The organism is Micromonospora sp. DT48 (assembly GCF_049844495.1).
Classification (GTDB): domain Bacteria; phylum Actinomycetota; class Actinomycetes; order Mycobacteriales; family Micromonosporaceae; genus Micromonospora.
Window position 1 is genome coordinate 356,697 of record NZ_JBNCLE010000004.1, and the last position, 23,439, is coordinate 380,135.

Below are 23,439 nucleotides of genomic sequence, written 5' to 3' on the forward strand. Positions count from 1 at the left end.
GCATGGGAAACGTCAACAACCCGACCTGCGAGCGTCGATTCGTGTCCGACCGTGCCCGAGTGACCGGAATGCGAATGCTTCGGAAGTACCGGTCGACCGTGGACCTTGGCATCGCGGCGAAAGCCGTTTACCGTGCAGTGACACGGCTGACGCGAGCGTGCCTCGCGGTGGCCGTGGCGCCGGTACGGGCCTACGTACCGGTCGCTCCTTCACTCGGATCGTCCGGCACGTTCCTGCCGGTGAAAGGAAGCGTTCCCCCATGGCTACGGTCACCTACGCGAAGGCGTCCCGGATCTACCCGGGCACCGAACGCCCCGCGGTCAACCAGCTCGACCTCCAGATCGGCGACGGCGAGTTCCTCGTCCTGGTCGGCCCCTCCGGTTGTGGTAAGTCCACCAGCCTGCGCATGCTCGCCGGCCTGGAGGACGTCGACGACGGCGGCATCTACATCGACGACCGGGACGTCACCCACCTGCCGCCGAAGGCCCGTGACATCGCGATGGTCTTCCAGAACTACGCCCTCTACCCGCACATGACGGTGTACGAGAACATGGCGTTCGCGCTCAAGCTGCGCAAGACCTCCAAGTCCGAGATCGACCGGCGGGTCAAGGAGGCGGCGGCGCTGCTCCAGCTGGAGGAGTACCTCAGCCGTAAGCCCAAGGCGCTCTCCGGTGGTCAGCGCCAGCGGGTCGCGATGGGCCGGGCCATCGTCCGGGAGCCGCAGGTCTTCCTGATGGACGAGCCGCTGTCGAACCTCGACGCCAAGCTGCGGGTGCAGACCCGTACGCAGATCGCGTCGCTTCAGGCCAAGCTCGGCATCACCACCGTCTACGTCACCCACGACCAGGTCGAGGCCATGACCATGGGTCACCGGGTGGCGGTCATGCTCGACGGCGTGCTCCAGCAGGTCGACACGCCCCGGACCCTCTACGACGCCCCGGCCAACGTCTTCGTCGCCGGCTTCATCGGCTCGCCCGCCATGAACATCAAGACCGTTCCGCTCACCGAGCAGGGCGCGGCGTTCGCCGAGATGTTCGTGCCGCTGACCCGTGAGCAGGCCGAGGCGGCGAACGCCGACGGCGGCAACGGCAAGGTGACCGTGGGCTTCCGTCCGGAGGACTGCGACATCGTCAGCCCGACCGAGGGCGGCATGCCGGTCGTCGTCGAACTGGTCGAGGACCTGGGCTCCGACGCCAACGTCTACGGCCACGCCGCGCTCGACGGTGCCTCCGAGCGGTTCGTGGTCCGCACCGACCGTCGGCACATGCCGAACATGGGCGACACGATCTTCGTGAAGCCGCGTACCGGCCAGAGCCACGTCTTCCACGCCGCCTCCGGGCAGCGCATCTGACGTAGCAACACGAGAAGGGCGGTCCGCCGATGGCGGGCCGCCCTTCTTACGTACGCTGTCCGGTTCGTCAGCCCTCGGCGGCCCGGCGGCGCGCCACCTCCGCGAGGGTCACCGCAGCCGCCACGCTCGCGTTGAGCGACTCCACCTCGGAGATCATCGGGATGCTGACGTTGAGGTCGCAGGTCTGCCCGACCAGGCGGGACAGCCCCCGCCCCTCCGAGCCGACCACCACGACCAGCGGGCCGACGGCTGCCTCCAGGTCGTACAGGTCGGTCTCCCCGTCGGCGTCCAGACCGACCACCACGAACCCGGCGGCCTGGCATGCCTTCAGTGACCGGGTGAGGTTGGTCACCTGGGCCACCGGCACCCGAGCCGCTGCGCCCGCGCTGGTCCGCCACGCGGTCGCGGTGATCCCGGCCGCCCGCCGCTCCGGCACGAAGACGCCCTGCGCGCCGAACGCGGCGGCGGAGCGGATCACCGCGCCGAGGTTACGCGGATCGGTGACCCCGTCCAGCGCCACCAGCAGCGGTGCCGGCTGTTCCAGTGCGGCGGCCATCAGATCGTCGAACGGCTCGTACGCGAACGGCGGCACCTGGAGACCGACGCCCTGGTGCAGTACCCCGCCGGTCATCCGGTCCAGCTCGGCGCGGCTGACGTCGAGGATCGCGATCCCCCGGTCGGCAGCCGTACGGACGATCTCCTTGACCCGGTCGTCGATGTCGATGCCCTGCGCCGTGTAGAGCGCGGTCGCCGGAACGTGGGTACGCAGCGCCTCCAGCACCGGGTTACGACCGACCAACAACTCCGGGGTGTCCTTCGCCGGGTTGGACTTGCGCCCCGGCGCGACGCGGGGACCGCTGCGCCCGGCGGGCTGCTTGCCCCGGGACGGTTTCCCGACGCCCGGGCCCCGGCCGCCGCCCTTGCCCCAGGTGGTGTCCTTGCTGCCCGGCTGGCCGACCTTCGGGGCACGCCCCTCCTCGGCCGCCGCCCGGCGCTCCTTCTCCTGCTTCCACGCGGTGCGCTGCGGCAACTTCTCGGTGCCGGAGTAGGCCTTGTGCCAGGGGCGTTCGTCGGCCGGCAACGTCCGGCCACGCCCAGCGAGGGAGTCCCGGTTCTTGCCACCGGACCCCTTCGGGGCACTAGCCTTCGATACCACCCGTCGGCCACGGCGCTGAGAATTGCCGGCCATCAGTCATGCTCTCCAATAGTCCAACGCGGCCCCTGTGGGGTGTCCTCGACCACCACTCCGGCTCGCTTGAGTTGATCCCGCAGGGCGTCGGCGGCGGCCCAGTCCTTACGGACCCGGGCCTGCGCGCGTTGTTCGAGGGCCAGGGCGATCAGGGAGTCCACCACACCACGGAGGTCACTCGCCCGGGCTCCGCCGGTCCACGCCGGGTCGAGAGGGTCGACCCCGAGGATATCCAGCATCGCGCGGACACTGGCGAGCGTGGTGCGGACGGTCACATCGTCCCCGGCGGCCAGCGCGCTGTTGCCGTCGCGCAGCACCTCGTGCAGGGCCGCCAGCGCGGCCGAGGTGTTCAGGTCGTCGTCCATCGCCACGGTGAACGCCTCGGGCAGCGCACCGTGGCCGCCCGCGCCGACCCGTTCCACGGCCCGCGTCACGAAGCCCTCGATCCGCCGGTACGCGACGGCCGCCTCGCGCAACGCCTCCTCGGAGTAGTCGATCCGGGAACGGTAGTGGGCGGCCACGTAGTAGTAGCGCAGTTCCACCGGACGCACCCCGAGGGAGGCGACATAGTCCAGGTCGAGGGCGTTGCCCAGCGACTTGCCCATCTTCGTCCCGCCGATGCCGAGCAGGCCGTGGTGCACCCAGTAGCGGGCGAAGGGCAGGCCGGCGGCCTGGGACTGGGCCAACTCGTTCTCGTGGTGGGGGAAGGTCAGGTCGAGCCCACCGCCGTGGATGTCGAACTCCGCGCCCAGGTAGCGCCAGCACATCGCCGAGCACTCGATGTGCCAGCCGGGTCGGCCCCGCCCCCACGGCGACGGCCAGTAGGCGTCCGCCGGCTCGTCCGGCTTGGCCCCCTTCCAGAGGGCGAAGTCACGCGGGTCGCGCTTACCCCGATCCGGCGCGTCGTCGGCGGACTGCATGTCGTCGGGCGACTGGTTCGACAACGCCCCGTACGCCGGCCACGAGCACACGTCGAAGTACACGTCACCCGAGCCGTCGGTGGCCGGGTACGCGTGCCCCCGCTCGATCAACTGCGCGATCAGCTCGTGCATCTCGGGAATGTGGCCGGTGGCCCGTGGCTCGTAGGTGGGCGGCAGCACGTTCAACGCCCGGTACGCCTCGGCGAGCTTCAACTCGTTGGCGTACGCGATCGACCAGAAGGGCCGCTGCTGCTCCTGCGCCTTGACCAGGATCTTGTCGTCGATGTCGGTCAGGTTGCGGATGAAGGTGACCTGGAAACCGGCGGCCGACAGCCAGCGACGCAACACGTCGTAGTTGACGCCGGAGCGAAGATGGCCGATGTGCGGCGGTGCCTGGAGGGTGAGACCACACAGGTAGACCCCCACCTTGCCGGCTTCCCGCGGGACGAAGTCCCGCACCGATCGGGTGGCGGTGTCATACAGGCGTAGCGTCACCGTACAAGGGTAGCCGTCCACGCTCGTCCGGTCGGTGCGAGCCTGGTGCCATCGGGCCGCTCGCCGTCTGCCGGTGGCCGCCCCGCGAGCCGTACGCTGCTGGTCGTGAGCAATCCAGCGACGCCCGGTGCCACCCCGTCGGCAACGCCAGGCGGTCGGTCTCCAGGCGGGGAGGCGTCGCAGACCCTGGACCGGGGGCTGCGGTTGCTGCAACTGGTGGCGGACGTCCCCGGTGGTCTGACCGTCACCGAGGCCGCCAACCAGTTGGGCATCGGCCGCGCCGCCGTTTACCGGTTGGTCGGGCCGCTGGCCGGGCACGGCATGTTGCGCCGTGGCGCGGACGGCCGGCTGCGCCTCGGCGCCGGGGTGCTGCACCTGGCCCGGCGGGCCCAGCCGCTGCTCGCCGAGGGTGCGCTGCCCGCGCTGCGCCGCCTCGCCGAGCAGGCCGGAGCCACCGCCCATCTCACCGTGGTCGAGGGTGGTGAGGGGGTCGCGCTGGCGGTGGTCGAGCCGAGTTGGACGTCATTCCACGTCGCGTACCGGACCGGTGCCCGGCATCCGCTGGAACGCGGCGCCGCCGGGCAGGCCATCCTGGCCGGGCGCGCGGGCGAGGCCGGGCCGGTCAGCACCGTCGGTGAGCTGCAACCCGGCGCGTACGGGGTGGCCGCGCCGGTGCTCGGCGTGCCCGGTCTGGAGGCGAGCGTCGGGGTGGTGGCGCTAGCGCCGCTGGACGCCGAAGCGGTCGGCGCACAGGTGACGGCCGCCGCCGCCGCCATCGCCACCGCCCTGGCCTGACCCGCGAGCCACTCCGCGCGACAGGTTGGCCAGCGCCCCGGGCAGCTCGGTCAGCGTCGAGACCACCGCGTCCGGCACCACGTCGGCCGGTAACCGCTCGCCGCGACGGTTGAGCCAGACGGCACGCAGGCCGGCCTGCTGCGCTGCGACCACGTCATTGACCAGGTTGTCGCCGACGTGCACCACCTGAGTCGGATCAGCTCCGGCGGCGGCACACGCAGCCGCGTAGAAGTCCGGGTCCGGTTTCTTCGGCACCCCGTCGTGGTGCGCGTACACCTCGAAAGCGAACTGACCGGTGAGGCCGCAGCGCTCCGCGCGGCTGTTGCCGTTGGTGGCGAGGCCGACCGACCACTGCGTACGCAGTGCGGCCAGTGCCGGCAGCACGTCGGCGAACGGCCGGGTCAGCGCGAAGCGACGGGCGAAGAACAGCTCAACGATCTCGTCCAGGTGGCCACCGAGGTCCGCCCGGTCCAGCGACCGGGCCAGAGCGGCTCGCCGGATCTCCGCCACCGGCGCGGCGGCCAGGTCTCCGAAGACCGCAGACCAGTCCGATTCCAGGTCCGCGAGAGTGACCCCGACTGCGGCCGGGGTCAGCCGTCGCATCCGCGCCAGTACGGCCTCCAGCCCACCGGTGACGGCGGGCCGCAGATCGACCAGGGTCTCGTCGGCATCGAACACCACGGTGGTCAGCATGTGGCTCAGCCTGTCACCGCAGGGCTGGTTCCGTCGCCTCCGTCGGGGCGGGCTCGACGGGGGCCCGCAGCTCGTCGAGGCGTACCAACGCCACCCCCGCGACGATCAGCAACCCACCGAGCAGTTGCACCACGGTTGGCAGTTCCCCCAGCACCAGCCAGGCGATCAGCACCGCGAACAGCACCTCGGTCAGCCCGACGAACGATGCCAGGCGGGAGCCGAGCGTCCGCACGGCGGCGATCCCGGCCGAATAGGCGACCACCGCGGCCACCAGCGTCAGTCCGGCGATCGGCACCAGCCAACTGGTCTGCATGCCGGCGAACTGCACGGTGTCGAACGTGGCCCGCAGCGGCAGCGCCCCGGCCAGGCCGAGCAGCAGCAGCACGCCGGCACCGGCGGCCATCCCGCCGCTGGCCAGGACCATCGACGGCAGGGCGGGGTCGACCCGACCGGCGAGCACGAAGTACCCGGCCAATCCGACCGCCGCACCGAGGCCCCAGAGCACGCCGACCAGATCGAGTCGGCCCGCACCGGCCAGGTCGAGCACGAAGACCAGGCCGACCATGGCCGCCACCGATCCGGCGACGGTCAGGCGGCGAGGGCGCTGACCCTGCACCAGCCAGGTCCATCCGACGACCAGGACGATGCCGAGGTACTCCAGCAGCAGCGCAACGCCTACCGGCAGGTAGCGCACCGCGTTGAAGAAGCACGCCTGCGCCACCGCGACACCGAACAGCCCGAAGACGCCCATCGAGGCGAGGTTCCGGCGCAACACCTGCCACCGCCCGCGCAGGACGAGCATGGCGGGCACCGCCAGGATCACCGAGGCGATGCCGACCCGGGCGATGACCACCGCCTCGGCCGACCAGCCGTCGTCGATCAGGGATCGGGCGAAGGTGCCGGAGGTGGCGAAGGTGATCGCGGAGAGCAGCGCCAGGGTGAGACCGGCACCGGCGGCGGGCGGTTGACGCATGGGGCTCTCCTTGGCGCGACTGCCCGCCATGGGCAAAGATAGCTTTCGCCGATGACGCTAGATGGGGCCACGACAGGAGTCAAGTTGCTGTTCGCCCATGACACCGAATGCTCGCTGATCGCCGCCGCCGCACTGGTGAACACCGCCGGCCCCGACGGGGAAGGGCTCCCGGACGTCGCAGCCCTGGACGCCTTCTACACCCGCCATGCCTACAGCGGTCGGTACGAACACACCGAGGCCGAGCTGCGGGCGGTGCGCGCGCTACGCCCCCGGCTCCGCCGCATCTGGTACGCCGAGGTCGACGAGATCGTGTCGATCGTCAACGCCCTGCTCCGCGAGCACCGTGCGTTGCCCCAGCTCATCACGCACGACGCCGAGCCGTACCACCTGCACGCCGTACCCCGGGACGCCCCGCTGGCCACCCGGATGGCGGTCGAGGCGGCGATGGCGATCGCCGACGTGGTACGCGGTGACGAACTGCGCCGGCTGCGCATCTGCGATCACCCCGACTGCGACAACGTGCTGGTCGACCTCTCCAAGAACCGGTCACGCCGGTTCTGCGAGGCCGGCTGCGGCAACCGGGCTGCGGTCAGCGCCTACCGTGCCCGCAAGGCCGCCGCCCGCGCCTGACCGGGCGCGGCAAGATCGGGTGGCGGCATGGGTACATTTCTTGTCGCTCGCACGACAACAGATGTACCCACGTCTTGTCGCAGACGACCGCCGCCCGGCGCGGGCCAGTGCGGCGAGTTAGGGGTGGGTCATGCGGAGCAGGTCGAGCGCCTCCTCCAACTGCTCTTCGGAGAGTTTCCCGGAGTCGATGTGGCCACGCGAGATCACCACCTCCTTGATGGAGATCTGCTTCTCCAGCGCCTCCTTGGCGATCGACGCGGCCTCGTCGTACCCGAGGTGGCGGTTGAGCGGGGTGACGATCGACGGCGAGCCCTCGGCGTACGACAGGCAGACCTCGGCGTCCGCGACCAGGCCGACCACACACCGGTCAGCGAGCAGGCGGCTCGACGCGGCGATCAGCCGGATCGACTCCAGGATGTTGCGGCCCATCACCGGCAGCATGACGTTCAGCTCGAAGTCGCCCTGTGACCCGGCGAAGGCCACGGCCGCGTCGTTGCCGACCACCTGCGCGCAGACCTGTCGGACGGCCTCACAGACCACCGGATTGACCTTGCCGGGCATGATCGACGACCCCGGCTGAAGATCCGGGATGCGCAGTTCGCGCAGACCGGCACGGGGGCCGGAACCCATCCAGCGGATGTCATTGGCAATCTTGTAGAGCCCGACCGCGACGGTACGCAGCTGGCCTGACGTCTCCACCAGGGCGTCCCGGGCCCCCTGCGCCTCGAAGTGGTTACGTGCCTCGGTCACCGGCAACCCGGTGGAGGCCCGCAGCTTCTCGATCACCCGGGCGGCGAAACCGAGCGGAGTGTTGATGCCGGTGCCCACCGCCGTGCCACCCAGCGGCAACTCCGCCAGCCGGGGCAGCGCCGCCCCCAACCGCTCGATGCCGTAGCGGACCTGGGCGGCGTACCCGCCGAACTCCTGCCCGAGCGTCACCGGGGTGGCGTCCATCAGGTGTGTACGCCCGGCCTTGACGACGGTCTCGAACTCCGCCGCCTTCGCCTCCAGCGCACCGGCCAGGTGGGCCAGTGCCGGGAGCAGATCCCCCGCCACGGCCTCGGTCGCGGCCAGGTGGATCGAGGACGGAAAGACGTCGTTGCTGGACTGTGAGGCGTTGACGTCGTCGTTCGGGTGCACCTCCCGACCCAGCTCACGGCTGGCCAGGGTGGCGATCACCTCGTTGGTGTTCATGTTGGACGACGTGCCGGAACCGGTCTGGAACACGTCCACCGGGAACTGGTCGTCGTACCCACCGGCGGCCACGTGCGCAGCGGCTGCGGCGATCGCTGCGGCCACGTTCGCGTCGATCACCCCCAGCTCGCCGTTGACCTCGGCGGCGGCACCCTTGATCTGGGCCAACGCCCGGATCTGGGCCGGCTCGATGCCCCGGCCGGAGATCGGGAAGTTCTGCACCGCCCGCTGCGTCTGGGCCCGCCACAACGCCTCGGCGGGCACCTCCACCTCGCCCATCGAGTCGCGTTCGATCCGGTAGCCCATGCTCTCTGGAGTCGTCACGCGTACCATCCTGCCGCGCACCGCGACGACGTGCAGATGTTCGCCCCAGCCGCACGATTCCGGATGAGCCACCGAGCCGGCCGGGAGTCGGCTTCCACCCGAAAGTCTGGCACCTCGCAGGCAGTGATGCTCTTAAGATCGTCGAAATCCCACCACTCCGCTCAGGAGGTTTGCACGTTGCATCACAACGGGGCCGGCGTGCGCACCGCACGCCGGTGGCGCGCACCGCGCCGATTCCTCGTCACCGGGGCGGCCGCCCTGCTGACCGCACCACTCGCCGTGCTCGGCACCACCACGCCGGCAGCCGCCAGCGTGACCAGATTCGAACGCGCGACGAGCATCAGCTACACCGACGCCAAGCAGCCCTCCGTCGCGTTTCCGGTCGACACCACCGACGAGGTGCCGGTCGGTACCTGGAAATCCGACGAGGGTAACCACACCTCCCGGGCGTACTTCACCTTCGACCTGGCGCCCTATCAGGGCAAGGACATCATCCAGGCCGGCGGGGTCATCGGAGAATCGTCGGTTACCGACTGCGAGAAGCCACGCAAGATCGAGATCTGGCGTACCGACACGCCGGCACAGCCCCCGACCTGGAAGACCGCACCGCAGGTGCACGAGCAGGCCGGTGACGTCTTCGATTCCCCCGCCTGCCCGGCCAGCTACCTGGAACTCGACCTCACCGAGACGCTGCGCCAGGCGGTCACCGACGGGCAGGACAAGCTCACCCTGATGGCCCGGGTGGCCGGGCACCACGAAAAGAACAAGCGCTTCAGCCGGTGGCTCACCCCGTTGGGCATCTCGATTGAGGCGAACGCCGCACCCGACGTCCCCAGCGCGCTGACTGTCGCAGGTCTAACCTGCGCGGACGGCCGTCTGATCGGCACCACCAGCCCGGTGCTCAGCGCCGAGATCACCGACCCGGACACGGTCGAGGGGTCGGCCGGCGATCAGGTGACGGCGACCTTTGCCTGGTGGCCGGTCGATCGGCCCACCGAGCGCACCGAGTGGACGTCCTACCGCTCCTACGCACCGGCCCGCTTCACCTACACGGTGCCGGAGGGTGTGTTGGTCAACGGCGGCACGTACGCCTTCTCGGTGCGCGCCGCCGATCAGCACGCCAGTTCCGACTGGTCACCGGAGTGCCGGTTCACCGTCGACACGGTTCGGCCGCCAGCCCCGACGGTGACCTCCACCGACTACCCGTCTGGCTGGAATCCGCCAGGTCACGGCGGTCCGGGTATCCCCGGCACCTTCCACTTCACCGCGCCGGGCGCGGACGACATCGCCGGCTACTACTACGGCGAGAGCGGACCGACCTCCTACGTGGTCGCCGACGAGTCGGGGGCCGCCAGCATCAGCCACGCGCCGACGCGCACCTACAGCAACCGGCTGTACGTGCAGGCCGTCGACCGGACCGGCAACCGCTCGGCACAGACGACTTACGAGTTCACGGTGCGCGACACCGCTCCTCGGATCACCGACGGAAATCCGAATGGCGCGATCGGTGAGCCCCGCGAGCTGACGTTCACACCCGGTATGGAGGACGTGGTCGAGTACACCTACCGGCTCAACGACGACGAGCCGGTCGCCGTGCCGGCCGAAGCGGACGGCACGGCGACCGCGACGATAACTCCCCGCAAGTCCGGCTCGAACCAGATCACCGTGACCAGTCGAACCTCCGGCGGACTGCCCAGCAGCGAGGGGCAGTTGTACTTCTACCTGGCGACCGAGCCCACCGTCTCCTCGGAGCAGTACCCGATCGGAGGCGGCGAAGGCGCCCTCGTCGGTACTCCCGGTACGTTCGTCTTCCGCCCCGGCATGCCCGGCGTGACCGAGTATGTCTGGTCGGTGGTCGGCGGACCGGAGCAGACGGTCGCCGCCAAGGCGGACGGTACGGCGAGCGTGACCTTCACCTCCACCTTCGGCGGATTCCACTGGATGCAGGTCTACAGCCGGACCGCCGACGGCACCGTCTCGGGTACCGCCTCCGTGTACTTCGAAGCGACGTCATGGGCACCGACGATCGAATCGACGGACTACCCCATCTACCAGGAGGGCGGCGGACCGGGAGTCGCCGGTGAGTTCACCTTCCGCCCGGCCCGAGACGGCGTGACCGGTTACGTCTACACCTTCGAAGGCGAGGAGGAACGGACGGTCATCGCGGGTGCCGACGGAGTTGCCACGATCAGCTGGACGCCGCAGTCCTACCCCGCCGACCGGTCTGGCTGGGTGCGGCTGACCGTACGCGCCACGATGGGCTCCATCGTCTCAGACGAGACCGAGCACTCCTTGATACTGAAGCGGTTGGCCCCGACCGTGAGCAGCTCGGACTACCCGCCCACCGGCGGAGGCGGCCCAGGTGTTCCGGGCCAGTTCACGTTGACCGCGCAGATGCCCGGCAGCGCCGAGTTCGTCTACCGGTACAACGGGGAGGAGGAGACGGTCGCCGTTGGAGCCGACGGCACCGCGACGATCACGTTGACCCCGCAGCACTACGGCAGCCACTACCTGTACGTGTCGAGCAGGACCGCGTCGGGGGCCACGTCCGGCGAGGACTACTACTACTTCAACGTCAACCACCCGGGCTGAGGTCCGCAACGACGAGGGGCGCCGGGCCTCCGCCCGGCGCCCCTCGTCGTGTCGGTGTGTCAGCGGCGGCCGATGGTGAGGACGGGCTTGGTGACCTCGGCGAAGAAGTCGTTGCCCTTGTCGTCGACCACGATGAAGGCCGGGAAGTCCTCCACCTCGATCCTCCAGACCGCCTCCATGCCCAACTCGGCGTACTCCAGGACCTCGACGTGCTTGATGCAGTCCTGGGCGAGCCGGGCGGCGGGGCCGCCGATCGAGCCGAGGTAGAAGCCGCCGTGCTGCTCGCAGGAGCGGGTGACCTGTGTCGAGCGGTTGCCCTTGGCCAGCATCACCATCGAGCCACCGGCGGCCTGGAACTTCTCCACGTAGGCGTCCATCCGACCGGCGGTGGTCGGGCCGAAGGAGCCGGAGGCGTAGCCCTCCGGGGTCTTCGCCGGGCCGGCGTAGTAGACGGCATGGTCGCGCAGGTACTGCGGCATCGACTCGCCCGCGTCCAGCCGCTCGGCGATCTTCGCGTGGGCGATGTCTCGGGCCACCACCAGCGGCCCGCTGAGCGACAACCGGGTCTTGACCGGGTACTTGGACAGCTCGGCGCGGATCTCGTCCATCGGCCGGTTCAGGTCGACGCGCACCACCTCGGTCGCGTCCAGCTGCGCCTCGGTGACGTCGGGCAGGAAGCGCGCCGGGTCGGTCTCCAGGCGCTCCAACCACACGCCCGACGGGGTGATCTTGGCCACCGCCTGTCGGTCGGCCGAGCAGGACACCGCGATCGCCACCGGGCAGGAGGCCCCGTGCCGAGGCAACCGCACCACCCGGACGTCGTGGCAGAAGTAGCGTCCGCCGAACTGAGCGCCGATGCCGAAGTTGCGGGTCAACTCCAGCACCTCGGCCTCCAGCTCCAGGTCCCGGAAGCCGTGCGCGGCCATCGAGCCGGAGGTGGGCAACGCGTCGAGGTACTTGGCGGAGGCGTACTTCGCGGTCTTCAGGGCGTACTCGGCGCTGGTGCCGCCGATCACGACCGCCAGGTGGTACGGCGGGCAGGCGGCGGTGCCGATCAGCCGCAGCTTCTCCTCCAGGAACTGCATCATCCGCGTCGGGTTCAGCAGCGCCTTGGTCTCCTGGTAGAGGTACGACTTGTTGGCCGAGCCACCACCCTTGGCCATGAAGAGGAACTTGTACGCGTCCGGGTGGCCGTCCGGGTCCTCGGCGTACAGCTCCACCTGCGCGGGCAGGTTACTGCCGGTGTTGCGCTCCTCCCACATGGTCAGCGGGGCGAGCTGCGAGTAGCGCAGGTTGAGCCGGGTGTACGCCTGCCACACGCCGCGCGAGATCGCCTCGGCGTCGGCGCCGTCGGTGAGCACGTGCCGGCCACGCTTGCCCATCACGATCGCCGTGCCGGTGTCCTGACACATCGGCAGCACGCCACCGGCCGCGATGTTGGCGTTGCGCAGCAGGTCCAACGCGACGAACCGGTCGTTCGGCGAGGCCGCCGGGTCGTCGATGATCGACCGCAGCTGGGCCAGGTGCGCGGGACGCAGGAAGTGGGCGATGTCGTGCATCGCCTCGGCGGTCAGCGCGGTCAGCGCGGCCGGCTCGACCGTCAGGAAACGTCGACCACCCGGACCGTTGACCACGTCGACGCCCTCGTCGGTGATCAGGCGGTACTCCGTCTGGTCGGGGCCGGTCGGCAGCAGGGGGGCATACGAGAAGTCGGCGCTCATGACAGCACTCCGCTCCGCTCGCTAACGACGACACTGCGCTGTCGCTCCGCGCCGCCGTGAGACACCATCGCTCTGTGCTGATGATTCGCTCGCTGCCGCTCGCTCACGACGACACTCCGCTGTCGCTCCGCGCCGCCGTGAGACACCATCGCTCTGTGCTGATGATTCGCTCGCTGCCGCTCGCTCATGGTGGCAAAGCCTAGGGCAGAGGGTTTGCCCGTCCCACCCCCCGGGGGGCCCGATCACTTACCGGAATCAGGAGCGGCACACAGCTCGTTCTTCGGACCGCAGCTGCCCTGTGGCTGCGGCTCCGGGCCACTGCCGTCGGGCCCCGGATCCGCCCTGTCGGCGTCGCGCCGCGACTCACCGGCTGTCGCGCCGAAGCGGACGTACCCGATCTCCCGGCCCTCACCGATCACCATCCCGGCGGGCCCGACGGCGAGGGCGTTGGCGGAGGTACGCAGCACGGCCAGCTCCCGCCCGGTACGCGGGTCGAGCGCGATCAACCGGTTGGGTTTCTCGTCGGTGACGATCGCCGCGTACGGGGTGAGGGCGGCACCCGCCTTCTTCCCGGCCGGACGGTTCCACCGGGTCTGCTTGGTGCCGAGTTCACGGGCAGAGACGGTGCCACCGTCGGCGGTACGCACCAGCGCGTACCGGTCGTCCACGGCGAGCACCCGTTCGGCGTTGGCGGTGACCAGCAGCAGCCGCCCGTCGTACCCGTCGAGGACCGCCTCCCGGCCGTCCGGCGACACACCGAGCAGCACGTTGCGGGCACCGTACGGGTCTTCCCGCTGCACGCAACCGGCGCTGTCGGCGGTACGGAGGTTGAGCCCGGACTGCTGCCACGCCTCCTGGCCGGTGGCCGAGTCCTGGCCGGAGATGGCGTAGTAGCAGCTGCCGTCCTGGGCACGGGCGGTGATCCGCAGCAGCCGACCCCCGATCACCGCGAGCCGCTCCTCGCGGCCGGGCTCGACGTTCTGGAGCACCCGGCCGTTCGCCGTGTCCACCACGTGCACCCGGCCGTCGACCGGGAAGCCGAGCAGCGGGGGTACCGCCTCCGGGCCGGCCACCTCGCCGTGGATCCGGTTGCTGGTGAGCCGCCGGGTGTCGAGCAGGTTCGGGTTGTCGGCGAGCAGGCCCGAGCTCACCCCTGGGAGGAAGGCCGTCCACAGCGGAGTGGTGCCGCGCGGGTCCCAGGCGCTCAGCGTGCAGTCGGTGGCCTCCACGCACCGCGCGTCCAACAGCAGGTTGCGGTACGTCCAGACGGCCACCGCGTCGTCGTCACGGCGACGGGTCACCCCGGTGGTGGGGTCGAGCACCTCGTACCCCTTGACCAGGAGCTTGCCCACGACGACCACGGACTCCCCGCCGGCGCCCGCGACCGCGCTCCAGTCGGCCTTGCGCTCCCAGAGCTGGGTGCCGGTGGCCAGACTGCGGGCCTCGACGCGGGTGCGCTGCTCGATCACCACGCTCTCCCCGGCGATGGTGACGCTGCGCGGAGTTCCGCCGACGCGCTGCTGCCAGACCACGTCCGGCTGGGAGATGGGTTGGCGGCGATTAACCCAGTCCCACATGGTAGGAAACGGGTTCCAGACTCCGGTAGCAGCCAGCACCACCACCGTGATCAGGCCGAGCAGCAGCCAGCTACGTACGCCGAGGCCGCTCCCCTTCGCCACCGGAACACGGTAGCCACCCGCACCCCCCACCGCCCGCACCACACCGCGTGTCGTGAAAGGAAGGGCACCTTATTAACGCCTGCGGTAGTAGAAGGGCCCCTTGTTAACGCGAGTGAGCGGCAGGCTTCAGCACCGGCCACAGTGTCAGCGTCGCGGCGACCGACGCGGCACCGGCCACCGCCATCACCACGCCCGGAGCAAGCCACTCGCTCAGCCCGCCCGCGCCCGCCGCCGCCAGCCCCTGCATCGCCATCATCCCCGTGTTGACCAGCCCGAACGTCTGTCCCCGGCGCAACTCGGGCACCGCGTCGAGGAAGCGCCGGGCCAGCCCGAGCTGGTAGGCGAAGCCCGCGGTGGCCACCGCGAAGAGCGCCGCCGCCGGCAGCAGCCCCGGACCGGCCAGAAACACCAGCATCGGTACGCCGAGCAGCAGCGCGAGCCACGGCGTCCACCGCTCCCGGCGCGCCGGCGCCACGAACCGTCCCACCACCAGGTCACCGACCAGCATCCCGCCCGCACCGGCCATCAGCAGTACGCCGGCACTGGCGCCCAGCCCCAACTGCGCCGCGTACGGCACCGCCACGCCTTCGGCACCGACGAGCAGCGAGCCGGGCAGCCACTGGGCGAGCAGCAGTCCCCGGATCCGGCGATCGGCGAGCAGTTGCCGGTTGACCCGCAGCGTCTCCCGAACGGCACCACCCCTGCCGCGCCCCACGGCTGCGCCCCCGGCACCGCTGGCCGGGCCCACGGCACCAGTGCTTACGGCATCGGTGGCAGGGGCGGTGCGGATCCGGGCGGGACGGCGGGTGAGGCCGACGCGTACCAGCAGCGCGGACAGGCCGCAGGTCAGCGCGGTCAGCCAGAGCGCGCCGTAGGGCCCGACCAGTCCGAGCAGCAGGCCACCGACGGCGAAGCCGGCCACCTGGGTGCCCCCGGCGGCCACCGAGAGCAGCGACCGACCCAACACGTACGCGTCGCCGTGCAGCACCTCGGGCAGCAGCGCCGTCCGCGCGGCACTGCTCACCGGGCCGAACAGCGCCACGACGGCGACCAGGCCGAGCATCAGCGGCGGTGACAGCGCGCCGGTGGCGAGCACCACGACCACCGCCAGTCGCAACAGGTCGTACCCGACGATCAGCGCGCGGGCCGGCATCCGGTCCGCCAGGGCCAGCAGGAACACCCCGCCGAGCGCGTGCGGCAGGAACCCGGTCACGTACGCCAGCGCGGCCAGCAACCCGGATCCGGTGCGCTCATAGACCAGCACGGAGAGGGCGAGCATCTTCACCGTCTCGCCGATCATGAAGATCCCGAAGCTGCCGAAGATCACCCGGAACTCGGCGACGGCGAACACGTCCCGGAAGGTGGCCGGTCGTTCGGCCACCTTCGGCGCGCTCAGGCTGGTGTTGTCCACGCCGGCCAGCGTGGTCGCCCACCCCGGGGCGGCTCTATCCTTTCGCTGGTCAACGAAAGGTCGGCGATGCGGATCGAGGTCACCCCGGCGGACGTGGCGGCCAGCCGGTACGCCATCTCGCCGCTGGGCGAGGCGGTCTGGGCGCTGCGCGTGCACGCAGGTCAGCACTCCGTGCCGGGGCTGGCGCCCTGGGTGGCCCGCACCCGGCCGACGTTCGAGCGGCTGCGTCGGGAGCGGCCGGCGGTGGGCGCGCTGTTGGCGCTGCTGCGCCGGGGCGGCTACAACGCCGACTTCATCCATCCCGCCCCGGACGGCAACCCACGCGATTTCGCCGAGGAGATCGCCGTGGTCCGGGCCACACCGCTCGCCCAGGCCCGCAGCGAACTCGCCCGCAATCTCGCCGGGCACGGCAACCCACCCGCGTACGCCCGACGGATCTACGACTCGCCGGACGTCGTCGACCAGATGGCCGACGCGATCGAGGCGGCCTGGGTGTCGCTGGTGCAGCCGGACTGGCCGCGCCTGCGAGCCGTGCTGGAGCGGGACCTGGTGCACCGGGCCGGCCGGCTGCTCGCGTACGGCTGGGGGGCCGCCGTGGCGGACCTGGACCCACGGTTGCGCTGGGTCTCCGACGGTGCCCTCGGCGCGATCGAGGTGGCCGACCGCGATCCCCGCAGCTACTCGCTCGACGGTCGGGGCCTGCTCTTCATCCCCACGGTATTCGGCATGATGATCAACTATGTCGAGCCGCCGTGGCCGTTCGCGATCGTCTACCGGGCCTCCGGAGTAGCCGAACTGCTCGGGCCACCCGACCCGGACCGCCCCGCCGACGCCCTGGACCGGCTGGTCGGGCGGTCCCGCGCGGCGGTGCTGCGGGCACTCGCCCTGCCCGCCACGACCAGTCAACTCGTCGCGCAACTCGGGATGAGCCTGGGCGGCGTCGGCGACCACCTGGCCGTGCTGCGCGACGCGGGCCTGATCACCCGGGTCCGGTCCGGCCGATCCGTCCGCTACCGCCGCACCCCGCTGGGCGACACGCTGGCGGAGGACTGACCGGCCTCACCGCACCGCCGAGCGCAGCAGCGGGAGGACCCGGTAGGGAATCTGCTCGGCGAGCGCGATGATCGTGGAGGCGCGGGTGATCCCCTCGTACGCCACGATCTGGTCGATCACCCGCTGGAGGTCGGTGTTCGACCGGGCCACGATCCGGCAGAGCAGATCGCCTGAGCCGGTGATGGTGTGCGCCTCCAACACCTCCGGGATCGCCGCCAGGTGGCGGGTGACCGGATCATGCCCGTGCCGCTGGCTGATTTCGAGGGTGACGAAGCTGGTCACCGTGAAGCCCAGCGCGGCCGGGCCGAGATCCGGCCCGAAGCCGGCGATGACCCCCCGCCCGACCAGCTTGTCGAGCCGCGCCTGCACCGTCCCCCGGGCGACCTGAAGCCGGCGCGAGCATTCCAGCACGCCGATCCGAGGCTCCTCGGCGAGCAACTCGATGAGTCGCACATCCAGCTCGTCGAGCTGGGCAATTTGACCACTGTTCATGCCGGAACACCATACCGTTTGTGCAACCTGACCAGCCCAGGCGGAGAGGGTTGCCCAGTCGGGCCGGTCCCCGCGATGCTCGGCGGCAGCAGACACGATCCGTCGGCCCACGAGGCCGGCCGGTACGCGAGGGAGGCCACCATGACCCAGGCGATCGACCGACCCCAGCCGACCGAGGAAGTCGACGTCGACGCTCTCATCGGCGCCGTCGACCACGACACCAGCAAGGACCCGTTCCCGGTCAAGGGGCTCGACCACGTGCGCTTCCTGGTGGGTAACGCCAAGCAGGCCGCGCACTACTACTCCACCGCGTTCGGCATGACCTGCGTGGCATACCGGGGACCCGAGCAGGGCTACCGCGACCACGCCGAGTACGTGCTGACCAGCGGTTCGGCCCGGTTCGTGCTCACCGGCGCGGTACGCCCCGACGCCGAGGGCGCCGAGCACGTCGCCCGGCACAGCGACGGCGTCAGCGACATCGCGCTGGAGGTGCCCGACGTCGACGCCGCGTACGCGCACGCCACGGCGCAGGGCGCGACCGGCCTGGTGGAGCCGCACGACGTGACCGACGAGCACGGCACCGTACGGCTGGCGGCCATCGCCACCTACGGCGACACCCGGCACACGCTGGTGGACCGGTCCCGCTACACCGGTCCGTTCCTGCCCGGCTTCGCCGCCCGGGGTCCGATCGTGGACCGGCAGCCGATGATCGACGCCGGAATCCAGCCGAAGCGCTTCTTCCAGGCCGTCGACCACGTCGTCGGCAACGTCGAGCTGGGCCGGATGGACGAGTGGGTCGAGTTCTACCGCCGGGTCATGGGATTCACCAACATGGCCGAGTTCATCGGCGACGACATCGCCACCGACTACTCGGCGCTGATGAGCAAGGTGGTCGCGAACGGCACCCGCAAGGTGAAGTTCCCGCTCAACGAGCCGGCGATCGCCAAGAAGAAGTCGCAGATCGACGAGTACCTGGAGTTCTACCAGGGTCCGGGCGCCCAGCACATCGCCGTGGCCACCAACGACATCCTGGCCAGCGTCGACGCGATGCGGGCAGCAGGCGTCGAGTTCCTCGAAACCCCGGACTCCTACTACGACGACCCGGAGCTGCGTGCCCGGATCGGCGAGGTGCGCGTACCGATCGAGGAGCTCAAGTCCCGCAAGATCCTGGTGGACCGGGACGAGGACGGCTACCTGTTGCAGATCTTCACCAAGCCGGTGCAGGACCGGCCGACGGTCTTCTTCGAGCTGATCGAGCGGCACGGCTCGCTCGGCTTCGGCAAGGGCAACTTCAAGGCGCTCTTCGAGGCCATCGAGCGCGAGCAGGAGAAGCGCGGCAACCTGTAGGAGCTACCCGTGCTTTCGCCGCCGGCCGACGGGCCTGTGCCCCCGGCCGGCGGCCGTCACCCCGACGGCCTCCGGCCCCGGTCGGACAAGCCCTGGCAGCAACCACTCCACGAGACGGTCGCCGGGACAGTCGTCGTTAAGGTGGCGAGGTGAACGAGCGCAGCGAGGCCGCGACATGAGTGTGGCACCCGGTTGGTACGTCGACCCCGCCGACCCGGAGACCCGTAGGTACTGGGACGGCGGGGGCTGGATCGGCGCGCCCATCCCGGTCGACGCCACGCCGCCGGAGGGCCCACCCCCGCCTGAGCCCGAGCCCGAGCCGGAGTCCCCGTCACCGGCGTCCACCTCGGCACCATCCGCCGCCGGTACCCCGCCGGCCACCTGGCCGCACGGCCAGGCGTCGGGCGGGCCGGCTGGCGCGAGCGCACCGGGAGTTCCGCCGGGCACGCCGCCCACCTGGCCGACCGGCGGCGCGTCGCAGCCGCCACCCGGTTGGCCGTACCCGAACTGGCCGGTGCCGCCACCGGCCCCCCGACCACACGGGATGCCGCTGGCCTCGCTCGGTACCCGGCTGGGTGCCCGGCTGATCGACTTCGGCATCGTCTTCGCGCTCAACGCCCTGGTCAACGGCTGGTTCGTCTGGCGCTACCTCCAGGAACTCTCCACGCCGTTGAACGAGTTCTGGCGCCGGGTGCAGGAGCAGGATCGCACCACCGATCCGCTGCCCGCCGCCGGTGACCAGGCCGGCGCGCTGGTCGTGACGATCCTGCTGATCGCCACCTCGCTCTGGCTCGCCTACGAGGTGCCGTCGATGGCGGCCAGTGGACAGACCTTCGGCAAGCGACTGCTGCGCGTGCGGGCGGTGCCGGTCGAGGCGGACGCGCCGCTGGGCTTCGGTCGGGCACTGCGTCGCTGGAACACCCTCGGCCTGCCCACGCTGCTCTGGTACTGCTGCGGCCTGGGCCTGGTGCTCCAGCTGATCGACGCGCTCTCACCGCTGTTCGACCATCCGCTACGGCAGGCGCTGCACGACAAGCGGGCGCAGACCGTGGTGGTTCAGGTTCCACGTACCCCCGACGACCGCGCCAACCCCCCGGGAGAGACCACATGACCGACGACGGACGACACCAGGCGGCAGTGCGGCTGACCCGCGCCGACCTGGACGCGCTGCCCAACTACGTACCCGGACGCAGCCCGGCCGACCTGGCCCGGGAACTGGGCCTCCCCGAGGCCATCAAGCTGGCCAGCAACGAGGTGCCGTACGGTCCGCTGCCCGGGGTGGTGGAAGCGGTCGCCGAAGCCGCCGCAGGGGTGCACCGCTACCCGGACATGGGCGTCGTCGCACTCCGCCAGGCGCTCGCCGAACGGTACGGGGTGAGCGTCGACCGGGTGGCCACCGGTTGTGGCTCGGTGGCGCTGGCCGAGCACCTGGTCCGGGCCACCTGCCTGCCCGGCGACGAACTCGTCTACTCGTGGCGCTCGTTCGAGGCGTACCCGATCATCGCGGCGACCAGCGGCGCGACCAGCGTGCAGGTGCCCAACGACGCCGGGCACGGGCACGACCTGACGGCGATGGCCGCGGCGGTGACCGACCGCACCCGGATGGTCCTGGTCTGCAACCCCAACAACCCCACCGGCACCGCCGTCCGCCGCGCTGAACTGGACCGCTTCCTCGACGCGGTGCCGGATGACGTCCTGGTGGTGATCGACGAGGCCTACCGCGAGTTCGTGACCGACCCGGAGGTGCCGGACGGGCTGACCTACATCGACCGGCCGAACGTGGCGGTGCTGCGTACCCTCTCCAAGGCTTGGGGGCTGGCCGGTCTGCGGATCGGCTTCCTGGTCGCGCAGCCACAGGTCGCGGCGGCGGTACGCAAGGTCGTCACGCCGTTCTCCACCAGCATGGCCGCGCAGGCGGGCGCGCTGGCCGCGCTCGCCCAGGCCGACGAGGTCAGTCGGCGGTGCGCGCTGGTGGTGGCCGAACGCGAGCGCGTCGGCGAGGCGCTGGGCAAGCTCGTCCCCGGCGTTCCCGCCAGCCAGGCGAACTTCGTCTGGCTGCCGTTGGGCGACCGGTCGGTGGCGTTCGGCAAGGCGTGCGAGTCGCGGGGCGTGATCGTACGTCCGTTCCCCGGCGACGGGGTGCGGGTCACCATCGGTACGCCGGCCGAGAACGACGCCTTCCTGGCGGCGGCCGAAGCCGCGCTGGGCTGAACCAGCACGGACCGGGCCGGTCCGCCATCTCCCAGCGGACCGGCCCGGAGTCTGCCACTCCTGCGACGACCAGCAGCCGCTGCCGTCCCGGTACGCGATGCGAACGGCACCGCCGGCACCGGCGCGGTCAGGTCGCCGCCACGATCAACGCCTCGGCGGTGAGGTAGTACCGCTGGTCGTCGCCGTCGGGATCGACCGGACGGCGCAACCGCTCCAGCACCAGGTACCCGTCGGCGGCGTACGCCTGACCCGGTGCCCATCCGGTGCCGTCGGCGCCGATGTCGAGGACGAACCCGGACAGCCGCGCACCGGTGGCCGGGTCCAGCGTGACGAGTTCGTTCGCCTCGGTCAGCACGTGTACCCGGCCGGGCTGGACGGCGATCAACCGGCCCGGACCGATCTCGACCCGCCAGCGTTCCCCGCCGTCGGGCACAACCCGGCCGACCAGCACCCCGTCGACCATGTTCACCACCGTGTCGTCGACGAGTTCGGTACCCGGTCCATCCAGTTCCGGCAGTTGGACCGGCTCGTCCGGGCCGAGCAACCAGCCCTGCGCGGACCCGTCACCGGGCCCTGCGGTACGCAGGGCGGCGCAGCCGGCGCCGCCCGGTCCGCAACCGATCAACGTGGCCGTCAACTCGTCGCCAGCGCCCAGCGGTCGCCACCTGGCCGTCACCACGCCGGTCGCGACATCCCGGAACTCGACCACGGCCGGTCCGGCACACTCGTCGACGGTCAGCAGCCGTCCACCGGGGCCGGTGCCCACCGGCTCACGGCAGCCGGAGTCCACCGCCGCCTGCCACAGTGTCCCGCCGTCGGCCAGGTCGACCGCCCGCACCTCGCCGGCACCGGAGGTCAGCACCACCTGCCGACCGTCGGCGGTGGTGCCCAGCGAGAGCCCGCTCGGTTGCCAGACGACGGCGGTGCCGGTGCGTCGCGTCGTCCGCTCCGACGCCGGTGGCGGCCCTTCCGCCCGCCAGGCGACCCGACCGGTACGCGCGTCGAGGGCCACCAGTTGACCGTCCGACCATCGGCTGACCACCGTCGTCCCGCTCGCCACCACCGCGTCCAGGCTCGCCGGCCAGCGCCGGAAGGACCAGTACGGGGTGTTCCGGCTGCGACTGTCGACCGGCTGGTCGGCGTACACCTGCCGAGGCGCGGCGTACACCCGCAGCCGCCCGTCGACGATCAGCGGAGCGACCGGCAGCCGGCCGGTCACGCCGACGGTCGGCGTGCTCCGCTGCGGGTAGCCCTCTTGGGCGGGGGTGCTCACCTCGGCCGGTGCCAGGACCCGGTACGCGATGACCCCGACCGTGGCGGCGACAGCCACCGCCGTCGCCGCAGCCACGATCCGCCGCCGACCTGCCCACCCCATGCCGCACCTCCGCACGGCACCCTACCCAGCGTTCCCGGCAGCCGCCCCGGGCCATGGGTGACGTCACGACGGCACGGACGTGACGTCACGACGGGGGCACCGACTCCGCACGCGGACCGGGAGCGGCCCACCGGATCGCAATGCCTGCGCGCGGTCGCGGAACCCGTCAGGCCACGGCCGGCTCGGGGCGGACGCCCGCCTCGGCGGCCAGTACGGCGAGATCCTGCCGAAGCACCTGTTCGGCCGCTCGGGCAGCCAGACCGCCGAGCAGGAACGCCAACGCCCGACCGGCGGGTGCGGCCGGCTGGGCGCGTACCGTCACCGTCACCGAGGTGTGCCGACGCCCGCGACGGCGGACGTCCCGCAGTGCCCAGGTGATCCGGTAGTCGACGCCCTCACCGGGCGAGCCGAGGACCAGCCGCCGGGGTGGTTCGGCGGCCAACACGACGAACTCCTCGGTCATCGTGCCGCCGTCCGGCCGGGTCCGGTCCTCGCGCCACGAGGTGCCCGGACCGAAGGGGCCCGTGGTCAGCGGTCGCACCGGCCGACCGCCGGATCTGAGCCGGGACAGATCGGTGAGCACCCGCCACAGCTCGCCCGCGGGTGCCGCGACCAGACCGTTGACCGAAACCGTCGACATGCCACCTCCCGTGGTGTCGACGGTACGCCGCGTGAGCGCGGCTCGGGGTCCCCGAGCGGAGAACCCCCCGTCGGAGACCCCTCGTGGGCATCAGGCGACGAACCGACCGGCCCGGATCGCGTCGACGAACGAGGTCCAACCCGACGGGCTGACCACCAGCACCGGCCCGGCCTGGTCCTTCGAGTCGCGGATACCCACCACACCGTGGACACCGGCCAGATTGTCGGCCACCTCCACGCAGAGGCCCTGGTCGTTGGAGCGGCTGCTGGTGCGCCAGACCGCGCCCACGAGATCGTGCATCGTCATCTCCCTCAGCTTTCGACGTTGCGCCCGCCGGGGCCGGGCCGACCGGTA

Annotated in this window: 20 protein-coding genes; 8 read left to right on the forward strand and 12 right to left on the reverse strand. The window is 71.2% G+C overall.

All coding sequences use genetic code 11. From position 1 onward, the window contains the following. The first annotated feature begins 259 nt into the window (after positions 1–259). On the forward strand, positions 260–1,351 hold the full coding sequence (locus ACLQ2S_RS02405; protein ID WP_155214418.1) for an ABC transporter ATP-binding protein: 1,092 nt from the start codon (positions 260–262) through the stop codon (positions 1,349–1,351). 67 nt (positions 1,352–1,418) lie between these two features. Here the strand turns inward: ACLQ2S_RS02405 and rlmB are convergent, their stop codons facing one another. Beyond that, positions 1,419–2,540, reverse strand: coding sequence for a 23S rRNA (guanosine(2251)-2'-O)-methyltransferase RlmB (rlmB, locus tag ACLQ2S_RS02410; protein WP_155214417.1), 1,122 nt, complete (start codon positions 2,538–2,540; stop codon positions 1,419–1,421). Continuing rightward, positions 2,540–3,955, reverse strand: a complete 1,416-nt coding sequence (gene cysS, locus ACLQ2S_RS02415; RefSeq protein WP_309222409.1) for a cysteine--tRNA ligase — start codon at positions 3,953–3,955, stop codon at positions 2,540–2,542. Before cysS ends, rlmB begins: the two co-directional genes overlap by 1 nt. A 105-nt stretch (positions 3,956–4,060) precedes the next feature. Between cysS and ACLQ2S_RS02420 the strand changes: the two genes are divergently transcribed. Further along, the gene (locus ACLQ2S_RS02420; protein ID WP_309222408.1) at positions 4,061–4,750 is read left to right on the forward strand and encodes an IclR family transcriptional regulator; all 690 of its coding nucleotides are present in this window, start codon (positions 4,061–4,063) and stop codon (positions 4,748–4,750) included. On the opposite strand, the gene ACLQ2S_RS02425 is transcribed toward ACLQ2S_RS02420, so the two are convergent. After that, on the reverse strand, positions 4,673–5,443 hold the full coding sequence (locus tag ACLQ2S_RS02425; protein ID WP_155214416.1) for an HAD family hydrolase: 771 nt from the start codon (positions 5,441–5,443) through the stop codon (positions 4,673–4,675). The genes ACLQ2S_RS02420 and ACLQ2S_RS02425 overlap by 78 nt on opposite strands. A 13-nt stretch (positions 5,444–5,456) precedes the next feature. Then, positions 5,457–6,416, reverse strand: a complete 960-nt coding sequence (locus ACLQ2S_RS02430; RefSeq protein WP_155214415.1) for an EamA family transporter — start codon at positions 6,414–6,416, stop codon at positions 5,457–5,459. 84 nt (positions 6,417–6,500) lie between these two features. Here ACLQ2S_RS02430 and ACLQ2S_RS02435 point away from each other — a divergent pair, with 84 nt between their 5' ends. Then, positions 6,501–7,046, forward strand: coding sequence for a CGNR zinc finger domain-containing protein (locus ACLQ2S_RS02435; RefSeq protein ID WP_155214790.1), 546 nt, complete (start codon positions 6,501–6,503; stop codon positions 7,044–7,046). A 117-nt stretch (positions 7,047–7,163) separates the two neighbouring features. Here ACLQ2S_RS02435 and ACLQ2S_RS02440 read toward each other — a convergent pair whose 3' ends face one another. Then, entirely contained in the window at positions 7,164–8,573 is a 1,410-nt protein-coding gene (locus ACLQ2S_RS02440) for a class II fumarate hydratase (RefSeq protein ID WP_425701014.1), read from the reverse strand. A gap of 189 nt (positions 8,574–8,762) precedes the next feature. Between ACLQ2S_RS02440 and ACLQ2S_RS02445 the strand changes: the two genes are divergently transcribed. After that, positions 8,763–11,156: a hypothetical protein gene (locus ACLQ2S_RS02445; RefSeq protein WP_425701015.1), complete on the forward strand. Its 2,394-nt coding sequence runs from the start codon at positions 8,763–8,765 to the stop codon at positions 11,154–11,156. Between the two features lie 59 nt (positions 11,157–11,215). On the opposite strand, the gene ACLQ2S_RS02450 is transcribed toward ACLQ2S_RS02445, so the two are convergent. The 3 genes from ACLQ2S_RS02450 to ACLQ2S_RS02460 all read right to left on the reverse strand — a co-directional run bounded on the left by ACLQ2S_RS02450 (position 11,216) and on the right by ACLQ2S_RS02460 (position 15,967). After that, entirely contained in the window at positions 11,216–12,877 is a 1,662-nt protein-coding gene (locus ACLQ2S_RS02450) for a fumarate hydratase (protein WP_155214413.1), read from the reverse strand. Positions 12,878–13,119: 242 nt separating this feature from the next. Next, positions 13,120–14,556: a PQQ-binding-like beta-propeller repeat protein gene (locus tag ACLQ2S_RS02455; protein ID WP_309222407.1), complete on the reverse strand. Its 1,437-nt coding sequence runs from the start codon at positions 14,554–14,556 to the stop codon at positions 13,120–13,122. A gap of 103 nt (positions 14,557–14,659) precedes the next feature. After that, positions 14,660–15,967, reverse strand: coding sequence for an MFS transporter (locus ACLQ2S_RS02460; RefSeq protein ID WP_425701016.1), 1,308 nt, complete (start codon positions 15,965–15,967; stop codon positions 14,660–14,662). A gap of 66 nt (positions 15,968–16,033) precedes the next feature. On the opposite strand from ACLQ2S_RS02460, the gene ACLQ2S_RS02465 reads away from it, so the two are divergent. Beyond that, positions 16,034–17,020 (forward strand): ArsR/SmtB family transcription factor, encoded by a 987-nt coding sequence (locus ACLQ2S_RS02465; RefSeq protein ID WP_155214412.1) that lies wholly within the window; start codon positions 16,034–16,036, stop codon positions 17,018–17,020. 6 nt (positions 17,021–17,026) lie between these two features. Here the strand turns inward: ACLQ2S_RS02465 and ACLQ2S_RS02470 are convergent, their stop codons facing one another. Beyond that, the gene (locus ACLQ2S_RS02470) at positions 17,027–17,512 is read right to left on the reverse strand and encodes an Lrp/AsnC family transcriptional regulator (RefSeq protein ID WP_155214411.1); all 486 of its coding nucleotides are present in this window, start codon (positions 17,510–17,512) and stop codon (positions 17,027–17,029) included. A 141-nt stretch (positions 17,513–17,653) separates the two neighbouring features. Between ACLQ2S_RS02470 and hppD the strand changes: the two genes are divergently transcribed. The 3 genes from hppD (at position 17,654) to hisC (ending at position 21,070) form a co-directional block, all read left to right on the forward strand. Then, complete coding sequence (gene hppD, locus ACLQ2S_RS02475) at positions 17,654–18,859, forward strand: 4-hydroxyphenylpyruvate dioxygenase (protein WP_425701017.1); 1,206 nt, start codon at positions 17,654–17,656, stop codon at positions 18,857–18,859. Positions 18,860–19,034: 175 nt separating this feature from the next. Next, positions 19,035–19,970 (forward strand): RDD family protein, encoded by a 936-nt coding sequence (locus ACLQ2S_RS02480; protein WP_425701018.1) that lies wholly within the window; start codon positions 19,035–19,037, stop codon positions 19,968–19,970. Next, positions 19,967–21,070: a histidinol-phosphate transaminase gene (gene hisC, locus ACLQ2S_RS02485; protein WP_425701019.1), complete on the forward strand. Its 1,104-nt coding sequence runs from the start codon at positions 19,967–19,969 to the stop codon at positions 21,068–21,070. Before ACLQ2S_RS02480 ends, hisC begins: the two co-directional genes overlap by 4 nt. A gap of 127 nt (positions 21,071–21,197) precedes the next feature. Here hisC and ACLQ2S_RS02490 read toward each other — a convergent pair whose 3' ends face one another. The 3 genes from ACLQ2S_RS02490 to ACLQ2S_RS02500 all read right to left on the reverse strand — a co-directional run bounded on the left by ACLQ2S_RS02490 (position 21,198) and on the right by ACLQ2S_RS02500 (position 23,385). Continuing rightward, the gene (locus ACLQ2S_RS02490; protein WP_425701020.1) at positions 21,198–22,445 is read right to left on the reverse strand and encodes a PQQ-binding-like beta-propeller repeat protein; all 1,248 of its coding nucleotides are present in this window, start codon (positions 22,443–22,445) and stop codon (positions 21,198–21,200) included. A gap of 166 nt (positions 22,446–22,611) precedes the next feature. Next, positions 22,612–23,085 carry an SRPBCC family protein gene (locus ACLQ2S_RS02495; protein ID WP_155214406.1) on the reverse strand — a complete coding sequence of 158 codons (474 nt, stop codon included), beginning with the start codon at positions 23,083–23,085 and terminating at the stop codon, positions 22,612–22,614. Positions 23,086–23,175: 90 nt separating this feature from the next. Further along, complete coding sequence (locus ACLQ2S_RS02500; protein ID WP_155214405.1) at positions 23,176–23,385, reverse strand: DUF397 domain-containing protein; 210 nt, start codon at positions 23,383–23,385, stop codon at positions 23,176–23,178. Positions 23,386–23,439: the final 54 nt, after the last annotated feature.